This is a genomic window from Paraburkholderia kirstenboschensis, assembly GCF_032806925.1.
Classification (GTDB): Bacteria; Pseudomonadota; Gammaproteobacteria; order Burkholderiales; family Burkholderiaceae; genus Paraburkholderia; species Paraburkholderia kirstenboschensis.
The window spans coordinates 2,970,800-2,989,053 of record NZ_CP136513.1; the positions used below are offsets into that span (position 1 = coordinate 2,970,800).

At 63.6% G+C, this 18,254-nt stretch carries 12 protein-coding genes and 1 pseudogene; 4 read left to right on the top strand and 9 right to left on the bottom strand.

Going from position 1 to position 18,254, the window contains the following annotated elements; translation table 11 throughout:
* Positions 1–209: 209 nt before the first annotated feature.
* Together RW095_RS35965 and RW095_RS35970 are read left to right on the top strand one after the other, a co-directional pair.
* Entirely contained in the window at positions 210–1,040 is an 831-nt protein-coding gene (locus tag RW095_RS35965; RefSeq protein ID WP_317020501.1) for an MCP four helix bundle domain-containing protein, read from the top strand.
* 322 nt (positions 1,041–1,362) lie between these two features.
* A complete protein-coding gene (locus tag RW095_RS35970; RefSeq protein WP_317020502.1) occupies positions 1,363–2,670 on the top strand; it encodes a solute carrier family 23 protein in 1,308 nt (435 codons plus the stop codon).
* Positions 2,671–2,736: 66 nt separating this feature from the next.
* Here RW095_RS35970 and RW095_RS35975 read toward each other — a convergent pair whose 3' ends face one another.
* Positions 2,737–4,386, bottom strand: a complete 1,650-nt coding sequence (locus tag RW095_RS35975) for a Na+/H+ antiporter (RefSeq protein WP_317022790.1) — start codon at positions 4,384–4,386, stop codon at positions 2,737–2,739.
* Positions 4,387–4,859: 473 nt separating this feature from the next.
* On the opposite strand from RW095_RS35975, the gene RW095_RS35980 reads away from it, so the two are divergent.
* Together RW095_RS35980 and RW095_RS35985 are read left to right on the top strand one after the other, a co-directional pair.
* A complete protein-coding gene (locus tag RW095_RS35980) occupies positions 4,860–6,128 on the top strand; it encodes a sensor domain-containing phosphodiesterase (RefSeq protein WP_128594133.1) in 1,269 nt (422 codons plus the stop codon).
* A 44-nt stretch (positions 6,129–6,172) separates the two neighbouring features.
* Positions 6,173–6,877 carry a copper homeostasis protein CutC gene (locus RW095_RS35985; RefSeq protein WP_317020503.1) on the top strand — a complete coding sequence of 235 codons (705 nt, stop codon included), beginning with the start codon at positions 6,173–6,175 and terminating at the stop codon, positions 6,875–6,877.
* Between the two features lie 96 nt (positions 6,878–6,973).
* Here the strand turns inward: RW095_RS35985 and RW095_RS35990 are convergent, their stop codons facing one another.
* The 8 genes and pseudogenes from RW095_RS35990 to RW095_RS36025 form a co-directional block, all read right to left on the bottom strand.
* The gene (locus RW095_RS35990) at positions 6,974–10,561 is read right to left on the bottom strand and encodes an indolepyruvate ferredoxin oxidoreductase family protein (protein ID WP_317020504.1); all 3,588 of its coding nucleotides are present in this window, start codon (positions 10,559–10,561) and stop codon (positions 6,974–6,976) included.
* A gap of 262 nt (positions 10,562–10,823) precedes the next feature.
* Positions 10,824–11,786 carry an ion channel gene (locus tag RW095_RS35995; RefSeq protein WP_317020505.1) on the bottom strand — a complete coding sequence of 321 codons (963 nt, stop codon included), beginning with the start codon at positions 11,784–11,786 and terminating at the stop codon, positions 10,824–10,826.
* A 226-nt stretch (positions 11,787–12,012) separates the two neighbouring features.
* Positions 12,013–12,258: a hypothetical protein gene (locus tag RW095_RS36000; protein ID WP_128594136.1), complete on the bottom strand. Its 246-nt coding sequence runs from the start codon at positions 12,256–12,258 to the stop codon at positions 12,013–12,015.
* A 59-nt stretch (positions 12,259–12,317) separates the two neighbouring features.
* Positions 12,318–12,548, bottom strand: coding sequence for a hypothetical protein (locus RW095_RS36005; protein WP_128589368.1), 231 nt, complete (start codon positions 12,546–12,548; stop codon positions 12,318–12,320).
* Positions 12,549–12,679: 131 nt separating this feature from the next.
* Entirely contained in the window at positions 12,680–13,591 is a 912-nt protein-coding gene (locus RW095_RS36010) for a carbohydrate kinase family protein (protein ID WP_317020506.1), read from the bottom strand.
* Positions 13,588–14,871 carry an AGE family epimerase/isomerase gene (locus RW095_RS36015; RefSeq protein WP_317020507.1) on the bottom strand — a complete coding sequence of 428 codons (1,284 nt, stop codon included), beginning with the start codon at positions 14,869–14,871 and terminating at the stop codon, positions 13,588–13,590. Before RW095_RS36015 ends, RW095_RS36010 begins: the two co-directional genes overlap by 4 nt.
* Positions 14,868–15,854 (bottom strand): LacI family DNA-binding transcriptional regulator, encoded by a 987-nt coding sequence (locus tag RW095_RS36020; RefSeq protein WP_317020508.1) that lies wholly within the window; start codon positions 15,852–15,854, stop codon positions 14,868–14,870. The genes RW095_RS36015 and RW095_RS36020 overlap by 4 nt, the downstream gene beginning before the upstream one ends.
* A 259-nt stretch (positions 15,855–16,113) precedes the next feature.
* Positions 16,114–17,969: pseudogene (locus RW095_RS36025) on the bottom strand (EAL domain-containing protein).
* Positions 17,970–18,254: the final 285 nt, after the last annotated feature.

Below are 18,254 nucleotides of genomic sequence, written 5' to 3' on the forward strand. Positions count from 1 at the left end.
CACGGCTCCATCTGCCAGGCATTCCTTACATTATCCTGTCCCGCTTATTCCAGGCATTTAGCGCTTCAAGTCAGCACCGTCAGCGCCGTAAAAGAAAGGTGAGCGCCGCTGCGTCTCCACGTCCTGCATGCATGACTCATCGCAAGGAGTCGCGACATGTTTGCCACGATGCAGCGGCGAGCATTCCGTGACTTCCGAAGGATGTTCAAATGATGTGGTTCGACCGCATGACTGTGTTCAGGAAACTGCTGCTGGCGTCTGCCGTTGTGATTGGATTCTGCGTGGTGATCGGCGGCACTTCGCTGAAAACGCTGTCGTCGATGCATGACATCACCGATGCCATCTGCGACAAATACATGGATGGCCTCTACTGGCTGGAAGAGGCGAACCGCCACGAGATCGACGCCGACCTCGCCGCCGCGAATCTCGGCTACGTGACCGACGACGCGGGTCGTCAGAAGCTGAAGGGCAGCATCGTCGGCTCGCTCAAGCTGATGCACGAGGGCTACGAACGGTATCGCGCGACTATCGTCACCGCCAAAGGCCGGCAGATGTTCGACGACGTGCTGGGCAAGTCGGCGGAGTGGGAAGGCATCGTGCATCAGCAGATCGGACTCGCGCCGATTCCGGCCGGCGTCGACAACAACGAACTCGTGCGCCGCGCGATTGCGTCGAGCGAGGCATTGCGCGATCGCATCACGGCGTTGATCGACTATCGCCGTCAACAAGGCAACGACGCGCAGACGGAAGCAGCCAGCGAATATGAGCGCATGCGCGTTGCGATGGTCGCACTGGTGCTGGGCGCGATCGTCGCGGGCGGCCTGCTCGCCACGATGATCGCGCGGCGCCTGTCGCGTCAGTTGGGCGGCGAGCCGGATTACGCAATGCAGCTCCCAACTGTATCGCCGATGGCGATCTCAGCGTGCGCGTGGAGACCCGCGCCGGCGACACGCACAGCATGCTCTACGCGCTGCGCAACATGCGTGAGCGGCTCGCCGCGATCGTGTCGGGCATCAGCGAATCGAGCGAATCCATTCTGACGGCGTCGGGCGAGATTGCACAAGGCAACACTGACCTGTCTCAGCGCACCGAAGAGCAGGCTGCGGCTGCGGCTGCGGCCTCGTCGATGGCGGATCAGGCGAGACAGCTGCAGCAAGCGGTGACTATGTTTTCGCTCGAAGCGACGCGGGCGTGATTGGGTTCACGTCATCGCGCGACGTGCTGTTTCAACGGACTGCACGCCATATTGTTCGCGCTTGCCACCTCCAATGGCACTCCGTACACTCGCGCGTAATTCCCGCACGGCGTTTGTTTTTCGCGCCGTCGTCCACGAAAAACGCCGAATAGAGGAGAACCCGCGCGATGGCCGATTCCTATTTTCCCCGCTGGCGCGCGCAGCCAGACGCCGTCGAGGGGCGCATCGTCGGCACCGACGAGCGCCTCGCGTGGCCGCAGATGTTCGCGATGGGCATTCAGCACGTCGTCGCCATGTTCGGCTCCACGGTGCTCGCGCCGTTGCTGATGGGCTTCGATCCGAACCTCTGCATCTTCATGTCGGGCATCGGCACGCTGTTGTTCTTCGTGCTGGTCGGCGGCCGCGTACCGAGCTATCTGGGCTCGAGCTTCGCGTTCATCGGTCTCGTGATCGCAATCACCGGATACGGCGGCCACGGGCCGAATATGAACATTCCGCTCGCGCTGGGCGGCATTATCGCGTGCGGCGTGGTGTACGCGATCATCGGGCTGATCGTGTCGGCGGTCGGCACGCGTTGGATAGAAACGCTGATGCCGCCGGTCGTGACCGGTGCGATCGTCTGCGTGATCGGTCTGAACCTCGCACCTATTGCGGTGCGCGGCGTGAGCGCCAGCAACTTCGATTCGTGCATGGCGTTGGTCACCGTGCTGTGCGTCGGCGCCGTCGCCGTGTTTGGACGCGGCATGCTGCAACGTCTGCTTATTCTGGTCGGCTTGCTGATGGCGTATGTGATCTACGCAATCGTGACGAACGGCCTCGGCATGGGCAAGCCCATCGACTTTTCGATTGTGGCTAACGCTGCGTGGTTCGGTATGCCGCACTTCACGGCGCCGGTGTTCGACATGCGGGCCATGACGTTGCTCGCGCCGATCGCGGTAATTCTCGTCGCCGAAAACCTTGGGCATATCAAGGCGGTAAGCGCGATGACCGGGCGGAACCTCGACCGCTATATCGGCCGCGCCTTTCTCGGCGACGGACTCGCGACAGTCGTCTCGGGTTTCGCCGGCGGCACGGGCGTGACGACGTACGCTGAAAACATCGGCGTGATGGCCGTGACCAAAATCTATTCGACGCTGGTGTTCGTCATTGCCGCTTTGATTGCGCTGGTGCTGGGCTTTTCGCCGAAGTTCGGCGCGGTCATCCAGACCATTCCGGGTCCGGTGCTCGGAGGCGTTTCGATTGTCGTGTTCGGTCTTATCGCAGTGACGGGCGCGCGCATCTGGGTCGTCAACAAGGTGGACTTCTCGGACAACCGCAATCTGATCGTGGCCGCTGTCACGCTGGTACTCGGCGCAGGCGACTTCTCGCTGAAGCTCGGCGGCTTCGGTCTTGGCGGCATCGGCACCGCGACTTTCGGTGCGATCATTCTTTACGCGCTGCTCAGAAGGAAGCCGGCACAAGGTCCGGTTGCCTGACGGTTCTCGCGGCGGCGCGCGTACCTTCAACCGAGGGCCGCCGCCGTACTTTGAGCAGTAGCTGTTTTACTTCCGGCGCGCGGTCAGCGCCGTCTCCGACAGATCCACTTCGCGCATGAGCTTGTTGAACGTCTCGTCGTTGATGGCCTGACTGCTGCGCAAGCTAAGAAACACCTGACGCTCCGCACGCATCGCCGAGAGCTTCATGCGAAATTCCAATGCATCGGCGCGCCGTGCCATCTCGCGCGGTTCACGGTCCTCACCGAGTGCGGTGAGCCTGCGACGATAAATGTCCATCACGCGCGCGGTCACATCGGCCGCATATGCCGAGGCGGATTCGTCGAGGTTCGCGCATTCCTTGTCATGCACGTTGTCGACAGCGCGAATTGCGGCTTGCGCGGCCATCGTGCGTGCAAGCGCCTCTTCCGCTGCATGCGGGTCTTTGCCGCGGCGCCATCCGCGCAATAGCAGCGGCAACGCGAACACAGCGACGACCAACGACAACAGAATCACGCCGGATGCGATGAATATCGCAAGGTCACGCCCAGGCAACGGTGCGCCGTTCGGCAGCATCTCCGGCAGCGACAACACGCCTGCCAGCGTTACCGCGCCGCGCACGCCCGCGACCGTCGTGACTCCCACGGTGCGCAATCCCGGCACCGCGTTCGCGACGCCGCGCCGGGTCGCGCCGCGGCTCGCGAACCAGCGCAGCAGCCAGACCCACGCGAAGCGCAACGTGTAGAGCGCCGCCGCAACAGCCGCGATATACCCGATCAGCAGTCCGACTTGCACGTCGCTCGTCTGGTGCGCGTCGAGCAGCGCGCGGCCGAGAATGTGCGGGAACTGCAGCCCCAGCAGAATGAACACCATGCCGTTGAAGACGAACTCGATCATGGTCCAGGTGCTGCTCGCGCGCACTCGCGATGCCACCGGCCCGGATGTCGCCAGCGTCGTGTAGTTCATCATCATGCCGGCCGCGACCGCCGCGAGAATTCCCGAGAGTTCGAGGCGTTCGGCGATCAGGTATGCGGCGAACGGAATCAGCAACGTCATCACGACGCCGGGCGCGGGGTCGCCTTCCTCGGCGAGATTCAGAAAGCGCACCGAGATGAAACTGAAGAGCCAGCTCACCGCTGCGCCCGTCGCGAGACCGCCTGCGGCGATGATCACAAAGCTGATCGACGCGTCGCGCAGTGAGAAGACGCCGGTGAGCGCGGCGGCGATCGCGAACTTCAGCGCGACGAGGCCGGAGGCGTCGTTCATCAACGCTTCGCCTTCCAGAATGTGCATCAGTCTGCCCGGAATCTCGCCCTTGCCCGCGATGCCGGAAAGCGCAACCGCATCGGTCGGCGACAACACGGCGGCAAGTGCGAACGCGACGGGCAGCGGCATCGACGGCACCAGCGCATGCACGAAGTAGCCGACGGCGAGCACCGTCATGAAAACGAGGCCGAGCGCGAGCATCAGGATCGAGCGGCGCGCCATGAAAAATTCCCGCTTGGGAATGCGCCATCCGTCTGCGAAAAGCAGCGGCGGAATGAACAGCATCATGAAGATTTCCGGATCGAAGGTGACGTGCAATCCGAGCTTCGGCCAGGCGAGCATCGCGCCGATTGCGATCTGAACCAGCGGCAACGGTAACGGCGCCAAGCGGGTCACGACACCCGACCCGGCCACGGCAAGCAGACGAATCAATACGGTGAAGACGATTTCCATCGGTACGAGACTTGGAAAGATAACGGAGATGCGGACAAAGATTTTGCGCCGGCGCGTCGCACCTCGCAAAGCCGGCACGAAAGCGGCATGTGGCGCGCCGGCGTGCTTGACAGGAATCATTGAGCCGCGCGGCGCAGCGCGAATGCCAAGTGTCGACCGCGAGTTTAGCCTGTGAGTTTGACCCGCGCAGTGTGACCGGGCCGCGCGGCGTACTTCAGCGACTCCGCCGGGGCTGCGCCACGCTACACAAAGGCCGCTTATTCTGGCTGCACGCTAAAGGTGCGCCCGCGCCCTGCTGTGGCGCATGTGCCGTGCCGCCGGTGCAATCTTTCGCGCGAGTTACATGGCTATGTGCGCGAGCGCGCGCATGGAGCTTGCTTAAGCCATATCGATGACGCACATTTTGGAGCAGTGGCGCCGTGGGTTGTTCGCACCCGCGTTCGACCGGCCCGGCTCTCGCGTGAGAGGATTGCATGACGATTGCGCAACAGGAAAGGACGGCTACCGCGCGCCACGGCTTCGACGTCGAAATGACTTCCGGCCTGGAACGCTTCTCGGTGCAGCACGGCGAGCTGACGCTCACGAGCGTGTTTCAACCCATCTTCAGTCTGTCGCATATGCGGGCGGTCGGCTATGAAGGCTTGCTGCGCGCTCACGACATGCTCGACCGGCCGGTCTCGCCGCTCGACGTCTTCGGCGAGGCGGCGCGCGTGGGCGATGTGTTACAGCTGGACCGTCTTGCGCAGACGCTGCATCTGGAAAACTTCAAGGTGCTAGGCGCCGAACGCGAGTGGCTGTTCCTCAACGTGCACCCGGGCGCGCTCACCGATCCGTATCTGTCCGCTGCGTTACTGGCTACGCTCAAGCGCCTCGGCTTGCCGCCGAGGCGCATCGTGCTAGAAGTGCTCGAACAGCGCGCGGAAGATCTGGAACGTCTCGCGGATGCCGTGCGCCAGTTCCGCGAGCGCGGCTTCCTGATCGCACTCGACGATTTCGGCGCGGGACATTCGAACGTCGAGCGCATCTGGCAATTGAATCCGGACATTGTGAAGCTCGACCGCATCATGCTGTCGCACGCCGCGCATCGGGCCGACATGGGAACGATTCTGCCGGGCCTCGTCGCGTTGCTGCACGAAGCGGGTAAGCTCGTGCTTGTCGAAGGCGTGGAAACGGAACACGAGGCGCAAATGGCGCTTGCCTGCAACGCCGACTTCGTTCAAGGGTTTTTCTTCGGACGCCCGAACCCGGGGGCGGCCGACGCAACGCACGCGGCGACTTGCATCAGCGAACTCACCGAGCGTTATCGCGATCAGATGGAAGCACGCGAGCGCCGCAACGCGAGCCGCCTCGCTCCCTATCTGCGCGCGTTCGAACGTGCGGCCGAACGGCTCGCAGCCGGTGAGCCGCTCGAAGAAGTGTGCTGGAATTTTCTCGCGCTCGATCACGCCGCGCGCTGCTTTCTGCTCGACGCGAAAGGGCTGCAGGCGGGGCGCAACGTCGTGCTGCGAGCCGATCGCGCGGCGCATGAAACGCGCTTCTTGCCGCTTGCCGATGCGCAAGGCGCGAACTGGCTGCGTCGTCCGTACTTTCGCGATGCGATCAACTCGCCCGAGCGTGTGCATGTGACGCGTCCGTATCTGTCGATCAATGAAGCGTTGCCGTGCGTGACGTTGTCGGTGGCGACGCGCGTCGGTGCGCAGACCTGCGTGCTGTGCGGCGACATCGACTGGATCGACGAATAGCGCTTCTGCGATGATGTCGTTTTCAACGACACCCGGCTGCGCTCATGTCCGTACTGCTAGAAGTCATTGCCACTACTGTTGCCGACGCGCGGCTCGCCGCGCAAGCGGGCGCCGACCGGCTCGAACTCGTGACCGCGATGGGCGAGGGCGGGCTCACGCCGAGCATCGGCTTGATCGAAGCGGTGGTCAATGCGGTCAGCGTACCCGTCAATGTGATCGTGCGCCCTCACAGCCGTTCTTTCGTCTACGACGCCGACGACTTCGCGGTGATGCTGCGCGACGTGCGGGCCGTCAAGGCGGCGGGCGCGAACGGTGTGGTGATCGGCATGTTGAACGCGCACGGCGAGATCGACCGCGAACAACTTGCGCGTGCAATCGACGCCGCCGACGATCTCGCGATCACTTTCCATCGCGCCTTCGACAAAGCTCGCAATCAGCAAAAAGCGCTAGACGTGCTGCTCCGTTTCGATGCGGTAACGAATGTGCTGACCTCGGGCGGCAAGCCGTCGGTGCTGGATGCCGAAGCGACGATTCGCGAACTGGTGCGCCAGGCGGCGGGGTCGCGCTGCACGGTGCTGGCAGGCGCGGGCCTGACTGTCGATGCCGTTGCGGGCTTCGTGAGCAGGACGGGAGTCGAAGCGGTGCATTTCGGTTCGGGCGTCCGCACGAACGGTAACGGACTCGCTGCGGTCGATAGCGAAAAGGTCGCGCAGGTAAGGGCGTCGCTAAATGCGCAAGCGAAAAGCTAACGCGCGGGCTGAATCGACGGGCAGAAAAAAGCCGCTACATGCGTGCGCACCAGCGGCTTCGTTGTGAGCGTTTCAAAGCCCCGCGGGCCATAGCGCTTACTTCGCGACTACCACTGGAATTCCGCGCAACTGCCCAGCGCCTTTCACTTCCTCCAGCGATTTCTTTACCGACACCCCGGTCGCCGCTTCAATCTGCAAACGCGCGGCGAGATCGCGCTCGCCCCGCTTGACGCCCGCCAGATTCGCGAGCTTCACATGGCCGTAACCGCGCACACGGGCATGCAGATCGGCGAGCTTCCCGACGTCTTCGAGATTGTCGGCGTCGAGCTTGGCGAGCGCTCGCTGCAACGTGGTTTGGTAATCGTCCGCGAGTTCGTGCTCCATTTTGCGCTCGAGCGTGCGGCCAAACGGGTCGAGCATCGTGCCGCGAAGGCCGCGCACCTTTGCGAGTACGCCGAGGACCGGCCACATCCATTGGCCGAAGGTTTTCTTCGTCGGATTCGCGCGGGAATGCGCGCGCGTGAGTGTGGGCGGCGCGAGATTGAACTTGATGCCGAAGTCCTTGCCGGCCACGCCTTCGAATTGCGCCTCGAGTGCTTCGCGGAACGCGGCATCGGCATGCAGGCGCGCGACTTCGTATTCGTCCTTCACCGCCAGCAGACGATAGAACGTCGTAGCCACCGCACGCGTCACGCGTTCGCTGTTTGCGTCGACCGCGCTTTCCGCACGGCGCGCGGCATCGACCAGCGCACGATAGCGCTTCACATAGCCTGCGCCGCCGTAAATTTGCAGACGGCCTTCGCGATGCGCGATCAGTTCGTCGAGCGTATCGACGCGCACCGTCTGCTTCGCGGCATGCCGCGCCTGCCACAGCGATTCGAGCGCGGCCGGATCTTCCGCAGCGAGCCGGCCGATGGAAAACGCCAGTTGATTCATCTGCACGGCCACGTTGTTCAGTTCGATTGCGCGCATCAACGCGCCGAACGACACGGGCACGAGTCCGAGCTGCCACGCATAGCCGAGCATCAGAATGTTAGCGCCGATGGTGTCGCCGAGAAAACGCGTGGCGAGCGCCTGCGCGTCGCAAGTCGACATGCGTTCAGCGCCGGCTGCATGGCGCATCTTGTCGATCAACGCGTCGGCATGCAGCGTGGCGTCCGGGTTCTGCACGAACGTGGCGTTCGGGATGGCATGCGTGTTGACGACGATGCGCGTGCGGCCATGACGCACCGTCTGCAATGCATCGGCGCTCGCGCCGACCACCATGTCGCAGGCGAGCAGCACGTCCGCTTGCTGCGTGTCGATGCGAACCTGGTTGAGCCACTCGTCACGCGCGGCAAAGCGCACGAACGACAACACCGAGCCGCCCTTTTGCGCAAAGCCCATGAAGTCGAGCACCGACGCGCTCTTGCCTTCCAGATGCGCAGCCATGCTGATCAATGCGCCGACCGTCACGACGCCCGTGCCGCCGACGCCCGTCACAAGAATGTCGTACGGTGCGGCGTCGAGCTGCGTCGTGGGCAGCCGCAACGCGTTGACGCGCTCAGCCAATGCTTGCGGATCGAACGCGGCACCCGCGGCTTTCTTCAGCTTGCCGCCTTCGACTGTCACGAAGCTCGGGCAAAAGCCGTTCACGCATGAGTAGTCTTTATTGCACGACGATTGATCGATGCGACGCTTGCGTCCCAATGCTGCTTCGACGGGTTCGACCGACAGGCAATTGGACTGCACGCCGCAATCGCCGCAGCCTTCGCAGACCTCTTCGTTGATGAAGAGGCGCTTGTCCGGATCGGGAAATTCGCCCTTTTTGCGGCGACGCCGTTTTTCGGCGGCGCACGTCTGGTCGTAGATCAGTACGGTCACGCCGTCGGTGTCGCGCAATTCGCGCTGCACGGTGTCCATTTCGCTACGGTGATGGAACGTCGTGCCCTTCGGGAAAAGATCGTGATGGCCGTCGTATTTCTCCGGCTCGTCGCTGACCACGACGAAGCGCGACACGCCTTCGGCTTCCACCTGACGCGCGATCTGCGGCACGGAGATGCTGCCGTCCACGGGTTGGCCGCCCGTCATCGCGACGGCGTCGTTGTAGAGAATCTTGTAGGTGATGGTGGCTTTCGCTGCGACCGCCTGGCGGATTGCGAGAATGCCGGAGTGAAAGTACGTACCGTCGCCGAGATTCTGGAAGACGTGACGCGTTTTCGTGAACATCGAATGCGACGCCCAGTCCACGCCTTCGCCGCCCATCTGAATGAGACCGGTGGTGTCGCGCTCCATCCACGAAGCCATGAAGTGGCAGCCGATGCCTGCTTGCGCAATCGAGCCTTCGGGCACTTTCGTCGACGTGTTGTGCGGACAGCCCGAGCAGAAATACGGCGTGCGCTTCACGCTGTCCGCGGCGTTGGAGAGAATTTGCGGCGCGACCAGATCGACCACGCGTTCGCGGCGATCGAGCGCAGGCTTGTGCTTCGCGAGCCAGTTGGCGAACACCAGCAAGATGCGCGAAGGCCGCAATTCGCCGAGCGACGAGAGCAGCATGCTGCCGTCTTGCGCATGCTTGCCGATCACGGCCGGCCGCGTGCCTTGCGTGCGGTTGTACAGATAGTCCTTGATCTGCTGCTCGATGACCGGGCCTTTCTCCTCGATCACCAGCACTTCGGAAAGACCTGCGACGAACGTGTCGATGCGCGTCATTTCCAGCGGGAACGACAAGCCCACTTTGTAGATACGGACGCCGGCCGCGTCGAGATCGGCGACGGTCAGGTCGAGGCGGCGCAACGTTTCCATCAGATCCAGATGCGCCTTGCCGCATGTGACAATGCCCACGTTCGCATGCGGGCTCGGCGCGATCCATTTGTCGATGCTGTTGGTTTTGGCAAAGTGACGCACGGCGTCGAGCTTCGCGTGCATTCGCGATTCGATGGTGAGGCTCGGCAGATCGGGCCAGCGATTATGCAAACCGCCCGACGGTGCTTCGAAATCCTCCGGCGCGCTCCACTGGGTTCGCAGCGCATCCAGGTCGACCGTCGAGCCGGATTCGACCGTTTCGGAGATCGCCTTGTAGCCGACCCATGCGCCCGAAAAGCGCGACAGCGCCCAGCCGTACAGCCCGAATTCGAGCATGTCCGCAATGTTCGACGGATTTACGACCGGCATGTGCCACGCCATCATCGCAAAGTCGCTTTGATGCGGCATCGACGAAGACACGCAGCCGTGGTCGTCGCCGGCCACGACCAGCACGCCGCCGTGCGGCGACGAGCCGTACGCGTTGCCGTGCTTCAGCGCGTCGCCCGCGCGATCCACGCCGGGGCCCTTGCCGTACCACATGGCGAACACGCCTTCGACGGTGCGCTCCGGGTCCGCTTCCACGCGCTGCGTGCCGAGCACGGCGGTGCCGCCGAGTTCTTCATTGATGGCGGGCAGGAAGCGAATATCGCTCGCGCTGAGCAGTTTCTTCGCTTTCCACAATTGCTGATCGACCATGCCGAGCGGCGAGCCCCGATAGCCGCTGATGAAGCCCGCGGTGTTCATGCCGCGCGCCTGGTCGAGCGAGCGCTGCATGAGCGCGAGGCGCACCAGCGCCTGGGTGCCGGTCAGGAAAATCCGGCCGCGGGTCGCGGTGAGATTGTCGGACAGCTTGTAGTCGGATAGAGCGGGCGTGCCGTCGATGGGCAGACGAGCGGTCATAGGTGAGTCTCCAATCCCATACGTGATGGTTGCTGTTGTACCTTCGGCGCGCGTCCTCGGGACGACGAGGTGCCGCAGCGAAAGAGACTCTATTTTTTAGCGCCAATCAGAGTGGATTTTTTCTACTTTGCTCGTGTGTCAGCGAATGAGCGCGAGGAGCGACCGGTTTTAAGCCGCTTTTGAGATAGATATGCCACGCGAACGGTGGCTGCGGGTATGCCCTGGGGCGATGCAGGCAACGGCCCGGCCGTGGTTTGCCCGATCAAATGCTCGACACGGCGGCTGTCACGGGCGCTTCATCCAGCGGCACGATCTCATGAAAATGGGAATAGTCGATATGACTCACGCCGTCGCGTTCGCTCATGATGTCGACAAAACGGTGCTGCCAGTAGATCTGATCGCACGTCCACATGTGGCGTGCCTGCATGGTCTGCGACGTCGATTCGTCGACGCCTTCCAGCGTGAGCAGCAGCGACGTGTCGCGCGCTTTTAGCGTTTCCGCGTTTTCGCCGAAGAGCGGACTTGTTTCGTCGATCACATGCATGATGCTCCAGCCGAGCTTGAAGACCGGATGCTGGTCGCGCACGAGTGCGAGGTCATAAAGCTTGCGCAGCGTATAACCTTCGGGAGTCGTTTCGCGGCGCAGAATGCGCAGTCGTGCATGCGCTTCGGCGATCACGTTCTGACGCCCGTTGGCCGAGCGGACCATCAAGGTCATGTGACCGTCCAGCGGCCGGACGATCGCGTAGCGGGCGAACATGATCTTAGCGTGCGGACGCGAGAAGCGCGCGAAAATCAGACCCGTCGCCAACGCAATGCTCGACATACCGACGAAGATTTCGAGCGTCGCGATCCAGTGCGCGTACACCGTTTGCGGATGCATGTCGCCGTAGCCGACCGTGGCCAGCGTTTCGACGCTGAAGAAAAACGCACCGCCGAACCCCGGCGGGTACTGATTCGCGATGGCCGCGTTGCCGAGCATATAGAGCGCGGCGAATGTGGTGTTCAGCAACAGGAAGATCACCGCCAGGCTGACGAAAAACATCGGCCAGCGCACCACCAGCGCGCGGTGATAAAGATCCTGCCAGAATCGCGTCGGCATGCCGTGCGCGATCACCACGCGGTCGTCCAGACGCAGTTCGCGGCTACCGCGTGAAGGGCTATTTTCTGCGCTGACTTTCTCCCGTCCGATGCGGGCAAAACGGTCCGACGGTTCAGTAGCCATCGCGTACTCGTGGAGATGAAAACGGCGCAAGCGTAGCACGCGGCCTCGCTCGCGGAGCGCGATGTTCGGCGCGTCGAACAGGGCGAAGGAAGGTGTGCGTTGTCCGTGCCGTGGCGGTGCGGCGGGGGCGCTTCAGTGGCTCTTGAACGCGCTTGAATGCCGCGTTCAAATGCCGTTCACCATGCCTGCTAGCGCTGACACTGACGCAGACGGCCTGTGCTCCGCTTTACGGAAATGCTCGCGGCTTCGGAATGCCTGCGCCGTGCTCGATGTCGTCGACGGCTTGCTGGTGTGCCACAGCGATGGCTTGTGCTTCGTCGGCGTAACCGTTGTCGCCGCCGATGGTCGTCCACGGCTTGACCGCTTTCTCCCGATGCCTGATTTCGTATTCCGCGTCCCAGCGCGCGCCGCTGAGTTCGATTGGGCGGACGTGAATCGAGTACACGCCGTAGAGGAAGAGCTGCTCAACCATGATCGCCTCCGACCATTGCGTTCAGGTGGCGCGCCGCGAGATGCGCCGCGCCGGTCTGCCTAGAGTTCGATTTCCCCGAGTATGCGATGAGCGAGCGCCTTCGCTTCTTCCAGTGCCTCGCCCGGTGTGGACGAGGTAGCTTCTACTTCGTAGACCGTGGTTTCCTGGTCCTGGCTCGCCTCGCCTTCGTCGCGCGCGAGTGTGACCACGCCTTGCCACGTATCCGAGTCGAGCTCTCTTACCGACGCAGTGGCCGTATAGATGCCTTTGGTGTAGGTGATGTCCTCCATGGCGTCGCTCCTTGTTCCAAAGGTTCCGATCTTTTCATCGTAGCACGGCGATGGCGCTTCGGCTGAAGCCCCGCGGCGCGGCGCCTCGCGACGACGCGCGCCTGTCCAGCGGAAAAGATAACGCCCAAGCGTTACAGCAGCGCGACGACTTCGTCGAGCGACGGCGCATGCGCGCCCGCGTGCCGGCAGGCCGCCGCGCCGGCCGCCAGCGCGAACGCCAGATGCTCCGGCCATGCCCGCTGCGAAGCGGTCATCAGACTGAACAGCAAGCCGCCGATGGACGCATCGCCGGCGCCGACCGTATCCACCACCTCGACGCGCGGCGGGCGCGCCTCGAAGGTCGCCGCGCCGTCGATCAGCAGAGCCGTTTCCGGTCCGCGGGTGACGAGCACGGTGGCGGACGGATTCATCGCGCGCAATTGGGCAAGCGCATGCGCTTCGTCGTCGGCCTTGAAGAGCAGGCGCAGGTCTTCGTCCGATACCTTGATGAGGTCCGCGAGCGCGGCCATTTTGCGTAGCGTGGGTTCGTATCCGTGCTCCATCAGATTCCGGTAGTTCGGATCGAAACTGATCTTCACGCCGCGCGAACGCAATTCGGCGGCCAACGCGGCGAGCGTATCGCCGAGCGGCTGCCGCACAAGGCTGATGCAGCCGAAGTGCGCCCACTTCACCTGCTGCATCCAGCCTGCCGGCAGATGCGCGGGATCGAAGGCGAGATCGGCGCCGTTCTCGCCCATGAAAAAGTAAGCAGGCGGATGCGTGCGATGAACGATCGCGAGCAAAGGCGGGCGCTCCACGCGCTGCATGAAGCGCATGTCGAGCCCGGCCGCGACGCTCGCGTCCCACAGTTCGTCGGAGAAATTGTCGACGCCGAGCGAGCCCGCGCATGCGGTCGGCAAGCCGAGCCGCGCGACGCAACGCGCCACGTTCCAGCCCGCGCCGCCGGGACGCGACAGCCATTGCGAGGCGCCCGTGCGCACGAGATCGGTGAGGATATCGCCCGCCGAAACGAAGACGGGCAGTTCGTTGTTCACGTGGCTCATTTTGCGTGCTCCGTGGAGACGGCTGCGGCGGTCGGGCCGTCGGCCAGCGCGTGCGTCAGCACTTCATAGCACGCGCCCATGGTGTGATAGTCGGTCTTGCCGGCCGGGCTCTTTTCGTCGCTGTATTTGCGGTTGTCGCAGGTGAGGATGCGATACCACGCACCGTATTTGTGATCGACGAAGTGCGCCCAGCTATAGCGCCAGATCTCGTCGTACCAGTCCCAGAAGCGTTCGTTGCCGGTGCGCTTGCCGAGCAGCGCGGCGGTCGCGAAGGTCTCCGCCTGCACCCAGAAGTACTTGTCGTGGTCGCACACGGTGCCGTCCGGGCCGAAGCCGTAATACAGGCCGCCGTGGTCTTCGTCCCATGCGTGCGTCATCGCGGCGTCGAACAGTTCGATTGCGCGCGGCAAGAGCCAGGGCAACGGACGGTAGCGCTCGAGAATCAGCAGCAGCTTCGCCCATTCTGTTTGATGCCCAGGCTGGAAACCCCACGGACGGAAAATGTTCGAGCTGTCTTCCTCGTTGTAGTGCCAGTCGACCGACCAGTCTGCATGAAAGTGCTCCCACACGAGCCCTTGCGACAGCTTCGCCTGACGCAGCGTGATGTTCGACGCGACACGCTCGGCGCGGTCAAGATACACGAGGTGGCCGGTCGCTTCGTGAGCGGCGAGCAAGGCCTCGGTGGTGTGCATGTTCGCGTTCTGCCCGCGATATGAACTCACACGCCATTGGGGCGATGCCTCGTCGGCATAGAGACCGGCGGCGGCGTCCCAGAAGCGATGCTCCATCAACTCGAAGGTCGCGCCGATCATCGGCTTCGCCTCCTCGATGCCGGCCATCGCCGCATGCGAGTACGCGAGCAGCACGAACGCGAGGCCGTAGCAGTGGCGCGTGGCGTCGAGCGTGCGCTTTTTGCCGTCGCTCCATTCGATCTCCCAGTCGTAACCTTCGTGCTGCGCGTCCCAATGCGCGTCGCGCAGAAAGCGCACGCCGTGGCGCGCGTATTCCAGATGCTTCGGGTCGCCAAACTGGCGATACGCCATTGCGTAGTTGAAGACGTAGCGGCAGCTGCTCACCAGATGCCGCGTGGTCTTGTCATAGACGGAACCGTCGTCGCGGAAAAAATGGAAGAAGCCGCCGCTCGGATCGAGCGCATTGGACGCGTAAAAGCGCAGCGTGTCCTCGACGTGCGAGAGCAGAAACTCGCGGCTGCGAAAGCTGGCGACGGGCGGCACGGCAGGCGCGCCGTTGGCGGAAGGAGGCGTAGCGGATAGCGTCATGGCGTTCTCACCAAAGTACTGGCACGGGCAATGAGATGAACGGGCAAGCGGACTTCTGTTTCGGGGGGCGCGTCCTCGAGCAGCAACTCGACGCCGCGGCGGCCGAGCGCTTCCTTGTCGACCGCGATGGTGGACAGCGGCGGCGTGGCGTGAGCGGCGGCGGGAATGTCGTCGAAGCCGATGATGGCGATGTCCTCGGGCACGCGCACACCGCGCGCTGAACAGGCGCGCAGCGCCGCGAGCGCGGCGGCGTCGTTGTAGGCGAACACGGCGTCGGGGCGTGGGCCGGGCGCATCGAGCAGTTGCTGCATCGCTCGGGCCGCGCCGCTGTCGGGGTCGAGTCCGGCGTCGATTGTGACTTCGAGCGACGGATCGAACAGGAGTCCCGCTTCGAAAAACGCACGCCGATAACCGAGCGCGCGCTGCGCGATGCTGAAGTGCGCGAGCGACCCGCCGATGAACGCCACCCGCTTGCGCCCCTGTTCGAACAGATGCCGCATCGCAAGCGCGGCGCCGGCAGCGTTGTCGAGATTCACCGAACGCAAACCCGGCGCCCAGAGATCGATCAGCACGAGCGGGCGCTGCATCGCGACGAGCGTGGCAAGCGTCTCCGGTTCGACGAAGCCTGCGATCGCGACGGCGTCGGGCGCATGCAGGCGCATCTGCTGGATTACGTCTTCGGTGGGACCGGCGGTCAGCACCGACGGCACGATCCCGCGCTCGCGGCACGCGTCTTCCACGCCATGCAAAACGTGCGAAAAGAATGGGCTGACGGCGAAGTTGTTGTGCTGGCGGTGCAACAGGAACGTCAGACGGCGGATGCGCGGACGCAATTGCCCGGCGTCATAGCCCAGTTCGCGCGCCGCCTCTACCACGCGCACGCGTGTCGCCTCGGAAAGGCCCGGCTGGTTTTTCAGTGCGCGTGAGACGGTGCCGATCGACACGCTGGCCGCACGCGCGACATCGCGGATAGTTATCGCCATCGAAGCAGGTGGCCGTGACAGAGCGGCCGCACGTGTTTTGGTCCGGGCGATTGTATAGTAAAACAGCCATCAAACGGCTTCAAAGCGTGGTGGCAGGCACCGGTAAATACCCGTATATGCTGGCCTTTTTCACATTTCTTCGTTTAGTAAATTTCTAAACAAATGCGATTTCCGCGCGTTAACACTGTGGCGGCGGGCTTTCCGTGACGGCGGTAGCAAGGCTGGAAACGCAGTCTTTCCAGCACTCGGCGCCGCTTCGTCAGTCGGCGTGCGTCGCCGAGGCTTCTGACTGCCCGCGCAGCAAGTTCACGCTTTCTTCGGCGTCGATCAGCACGAATCCGCTTGGCTCAAGCTTCGCGCGCCGCTTGGCCAGCGCCGCGACCGTGGCGATTTCCTCGCTGTTATAGAGCGACGCGCCGTCGGTCGGTTCCGGCTCCACGCGCACGCAGCCAATTGCCATCGTGACGAAGCCGAAGAAAGTCGGATTGCCGCGCCGGCTTCGCCGTGAATGCCGCCGGCCAGACGGTCGGTCGGCGCGTAGAAGCGTTGCGCGCCCTCGTTGAACACGTGAATCGCGCGCAGCACGCGCTCGCGCCAGTCGTCGCTCTGGAACAGGATGAGGAAGTCGTCGCCGCCCACGTGACCGAGAAAGTCGCGCGTCGGATCGCAGACGTCCGCGAGCACCGCAGCGGCGAACTTCAGTACCTCGTCGCCTTGCCAGTAGCCGTATTGCTCGTTGAAAGGCTTGAAGTGGTTCAGGTCCACATAGCAGGAGTAGAAACCGGCGTGATTGCCGACGAGCCGCGCAATGTGCGAACTGATCGGAATGTTGCCCGGCAGGAACGTTAGCGGGTTAGCGTAGCGCGCCGCTTCGATGCGCACCTCGGTGACCGCGCGCACCAGGTTCTCGCCGGTGCCGAGCCCCGCATACTTGCCGTTTTCGGTGATGACGAAGCCATCGGCGAGATAGCCCTGATCGTCGCTTGCGAGGAGCTTGGCCATCTGCTCGACGGTCATCGATTTCTCTATCACCACGGGCGAGGCGTTCGCGAAAAGCAGGCATGGCCGCTTGCCGAACAGCTCGCGGTGATACGGCAACGCATAGCGGTCCATGAAGCTGCGGCGGTTGATCAGCGCAACCGGTTCGTCGTGCTCGACCACGGCGACCGCATGCAGATCGGGCAGACGGTTGAAGAGTTCGAGCACGTCGTTATTGGTCGCCTGGCGCGGCAGCGCGGGCGCGTGCACGTGCATTTTTTCCGAGGCCATGCCGCCCGATGGCGACGCGCCGCCGAGCGTGCGCGTCGCCTCGGGAAACACGGCGATGTGGCCTGCGCGCAGGGCGTCGCGGGCGTCGTCGGTGACTTTGCGCGCCGGCTGCGCATGCGGACGGCAAAAGAAAAAGCCTTGCCCGCAGCCGATCCCCATGTCGCGCACGACGATCAGATCCGCCTCGTTCTCGATACCTTCGGCCACGAGGCGCGCGCCGCTCGCGCTCGCGAAGTGTTGCATTGCGCGAACGGCCTCGAACTTGAGGGGATCGCAGGCGATGTCGTGAACGAAGAAGCGGTCGATTTTCACGACGTCCGGTTGGAGTCGCACCCACAGATTCATGCTGGCGTTGGCGGTGCCGTAATCGTCGAGTGCGAACTGTGCGCCTGCCGTGCGCAACGAGGCGATCACCGGCAGGAAGCTGCCCACGTCGGCAATCATGCTCTGCTCCGTCAACTCGATCACGATGCGCTGCGGGTCGACGCCGCGATGGCGGAGCAGCGCGAGCGTGTCGTCGGGTGCGTCGGCCAGACGCCGAAGCGCGCCTGCGCTGAAGTTGAGGAACAGCTTGCCGTCGTAGCCGAGCCGTGCGAATGCTTCGATGCAGGCGCGCGCGGCGGCTTGTTCGAGTTCGATCGTGCAGCCTTCCACGAGCGCTTGCGAAAAGGGGGCGAATGGCGCCTCGAGCGATGTGCCGGCCGGCCCGCGAATCAGGCCTTCGTAGCCGAGAATCGTGCCGTCCTCGAAGTCGATGATCGGCTGGAATACGGCGGACAGATCACGCCGGGCAATCAGGTCCTCGATGCGCGGCGCGGCGATTCCGGAGGGCGAGCGAAGTTGCATGGCAGGTTGACGTAGCGATGGACCTTCGGCTTATCGACCTGCGCTGCGGAGAATTAAGTGAACTTTTGGTGAGGCGTCGCACTGGTGTGGTGCGTTCGGGCAGGGGTGAGATTTCGCGCGGGGTTCTCTGATGGTTTGAGGCGCTGCGGGGAGTTGACCGGAAGTCGGCCACGAGCCAGCCAGGACCCGGCCAGGAAGCCCCCTATGCCATCTGGCCGAGGCGACAACCGTCACGGATGAGCGTGAAATGACGAAAAGCCGCGCAAGGCGGCTTTTGGAAAACGA

Bases quoted from the DNA above. Each gene is read 5' to 3' on its own strand.
- RW095_RS36020 (WP_317020508.1), bottom strand. From the start codon at position 15,854: ATGGCGATAACTATCCGCGATGTCGCGCGTGCGGCCAGCGTGTCGATC.
- RW095_RS36000 (WP_128594136.1), bottom strand. From the start codon at position 12,258: ATGGTTGAGCAGCTCTTCCTCTACGGCGTGTACTCGATTCACGTCCGC.
- RW095_RS35995 (WP_317020505.1), bottom strand. From the start codon at position 11,786: ATGGCTACTGAACCGTCGGACCGTTTTGCCCGCATCGGACGGGAGAAA.
- RW095_RS35980 (WP_128594133.1), top strand. From the start codon at position 4,860: ATGACGATTGCGCAACAGGAAAGGACGGCTACCGCGCGCCACGGCTTC.
- RW095_RS35985 (WP_317020503.1), top strand. From the start codon at position 6,173: ATGTCCGTACTGCTAGAAGTCATTGCCACTACTGTTGCCGACGCGCGG.
- RW095_RS36005 (WP_128589368.1), bottom strand. From the start codon at position 12,548: ATGGAGGACATCACCTACACCAAAGGCATCTATACGGCCACTGCGTCG.
- RW095_RS35965 (WP_317020501.1), top strand. From the start codon at position 210: ATGATGTGGTTCGACCGCATGACTGTGTTCAGGAAACTGCTGCTGGCG.
- RW095_RS36015 (WP_317020507.1), bottom strand. From the start codon at position 14,871: ATGACGCTATCCGCTACGCCTCCTTCCGCCAACGGCGCGCCTGCCGTG.
- RW095_RS36010 (WP_317020506.1), bottom strand. From the start codon at position 13,591: ATGAGCCACGTGAACAACGAACTGCCCGTCTTCGTTTCGGCGGGCGAT.
- RW095_RS35990 (WP_317020504.1), bottom strand. From the start codon at position 10,561: ATGACCGCTCGTCTGCCCATCGACGGCACGCCCGCTCTATCCGACTAC.
- RW095_RS35975 (WP_317022790.1), bottom strand. From the start codon at position 4,386: ATGGAAATCGTCTTCACCGTATTGATTCGTCTGCTTGCCGTGGCCGGG.
- RW095_RS35970 (WP_317020502.1), top strand. From the start codon at position 1,363: ATGGCCGATTCCTATTTTCCCCGCTGGCGCGCGCAGCCAGACGCCGTC.